Source organism: Mesorhizobium sp. M4A.F.Ca.ET.020.02.1.1 (assembly GCF_004022645.1).
In the GTDB taxonomy this organism is placed as follows: Bacteria; Pseudomonadota; Alphaproteobacteria; order Rhizobiales; family Rhizobiaceae; genus Mesorhizobium.
Genome location: NZ_RZOI01000910.1, coordinates 1 through 2,066 on the forward strand (window position 1 = coordinate 1; position 2,066 = coordinate 2,066).

Annotated in this window: 1 protein-coding gene and 1 pseudogene; both read left to right on the plus strand. The window is 67.1% G+C overall.

The genetic code is table 11. From position 1 onward, the window contains the following. A pseudogene (locus tag EN742_RS32925) lies at positions 1–450 on the plus strand (ATPase); the annotation flags it as partial. 3 nt (positions 451–453) lie between these two features. Continuing rightward, the coding region (locus EN742_RS32930; protein ID WP_128333772.1) for a DUF5682 family protein at positions 454–2,066 on the plus strand (1,613 nt) is incomplete at its 3' end.

Here is a 2,066-nt window from a genome sequence, read left to right on the forward strand (position 1 = left end):
GCTCTGAAGCGCCGCTTCAACGTCGTGGTGCTGCCTCTGCCCGGGGACATGGCGGAAGAGGTTTCGATCGTTTCCAGGCGCGTCGGCGAGATGGCCGGCGGATTGGACCTGCCAGTGCCGAAGAATGTCGGCGAGGAGATCGCCCGCGTGCTCACCATTTTCCGCGAGTTGCGCTCCGGCGCGACGGCCGACGGCAAGGTGACGCTGAAGACGCCATCTGGCTCGCTCTCCACCGCCGAGGCGATCGCAACCGTGATCAGTGGCCTCAGCCAGGCGGCATGGTTCGACGACGGCAAGTTTCACGCCGAAGGTTTGGCGCCGAGCCTTGTCGGCGCGATCGTCAAGGATCCGGTTCAGGACAAGGTCGTGCTGGAGGAGTATCTGGAGACGGTGCTGAAGAAGCGGTCGGACTATGCCGGCTACTACGCGGCGCTCAACGCGGCCATCTGAGCCATGACTGAGGGCGGCATCAGTTATTTCGGCATCCGCCACCACGGACCGGGCTCCGCCGAGAGCCTGGTCAAGGCATTGCAGGAATTGCAGCCTGTCGCCGTGTTGATCGAAGGGCCGGTCGATGCGTCGCCGCTGTTGCCGCTGCTCGCCAGCCCCGACATGAAGCCGCCGGTGGCGCTGCTCTGCTATCCCGAGGACGATCCGGCCGCGACCAGCTTCTGGCCGTTCGCCGAATTCTCGCCGGAATATCAGGCGGCGTTGTGGGCGGTCGCCAACAAGGCGGCGCTGCGCTTCATCGATCTGCCGTCCGCGGCGCGGCTGGCCGAGAAGGCGCCCGAAAGTCCGACCGACACCGATACCGCCGAAGCGGAACCTGTCGAAGAGCAAGGCGAGGAAGCGACGCGCATCCAGGATCCGATCGGCACCCTGGCGCGCGCCGCCGGCTACGAGGATGGCGAAAGCTGGTGGTCCGATATCATCGAGCAGAATCCCGCGCCGGGGCCGATCTTCGCGGCCATTGCCGACGCGATGACGACGCTGCGCGACGGCGAGGGTGTGATCGGCAAATTCGAGGCGATGCGCGAGGCGCACATGCGGCTGGAAATCGCAGCCGCGCGCAAGGAGTTCGATGGGCCGCTAGCGGTCGTCTGCGGCGCCTGGCACGTGCCGGCCTTGCAGGCGGCGCATACGCAAAAGAGCGACCAGGCCCTGCTCAAGGGAATGGCCCGCCGCAAGACCATGATGACCTTCGCGCCGTGGACGGGGCCGCGCCTGGCGCTCGGCTATGGCTACGGCGCCGGCGTCGTTGCGCCCGGCTGGTGCAAGCATCTGTGGCAGACGCGTGCGCAGGGCGACTCTTCCATCCTGTGGCTGGCGCGGATCGCTTCGGTCCTCAGGGCGAAAGGCCACATGATCTCGACCGCGTCGCTGATCGAGGCGGAACGTCTGGCGCGCGCGCTTGCGGCCATCCGCGAACGGCCGAAGCCGGGTTTCGAGGAACTGCGCGACGCTTCGATCGCAGGGCTGTTCAACGGCGAGGCCCTGCTGTGGAAGATGGTCGAGGCCGAATTGCTGCTAGGCGCCGATGTCGGCGAGATACCGCCGGACACGCCGCTGGCGCCGCTGATCGATGACCTGCAGCGCAACCAGAAGACGGCGCGGCTGAAGCCCGAGGCCTTGGAACGGGAGCTCTCCATCGACCTGCGCAGCGAGAGCGGGCTGTTTCGGTCGACGCTGCTGCACCGGCTGAACGTGCTTGGCGTGAACTGGGGCAAGCTGACCGACACCGGGCGCAGCCGCGGCACCTTTCGCGAGCGCTGGATGCTGGCCTGGCAGCCGGAGTATGCCGTTCAACTGGTCGAGAACCTGGTCTACGGCCCGACCATCGAGAAGGCCGCCAACGGCCGCCTGGTTCAGATGATCGCCGCCGCCGCGACACTCGACACCCTGGCCGCGCTGGTCCAGGGCGCCATCACGGCGGCTCTCAGTGAAGCTTCCGCTGCTGGCCTCGTCGCGCTGGAGGAAAAAGCGGCACACAGCAGCGAATGCCTGGAACTTCTGGCTTCGGTGCCGCCGCTGGCCGACATCATCCGCTACGGCGAAGCGCGCAAGAC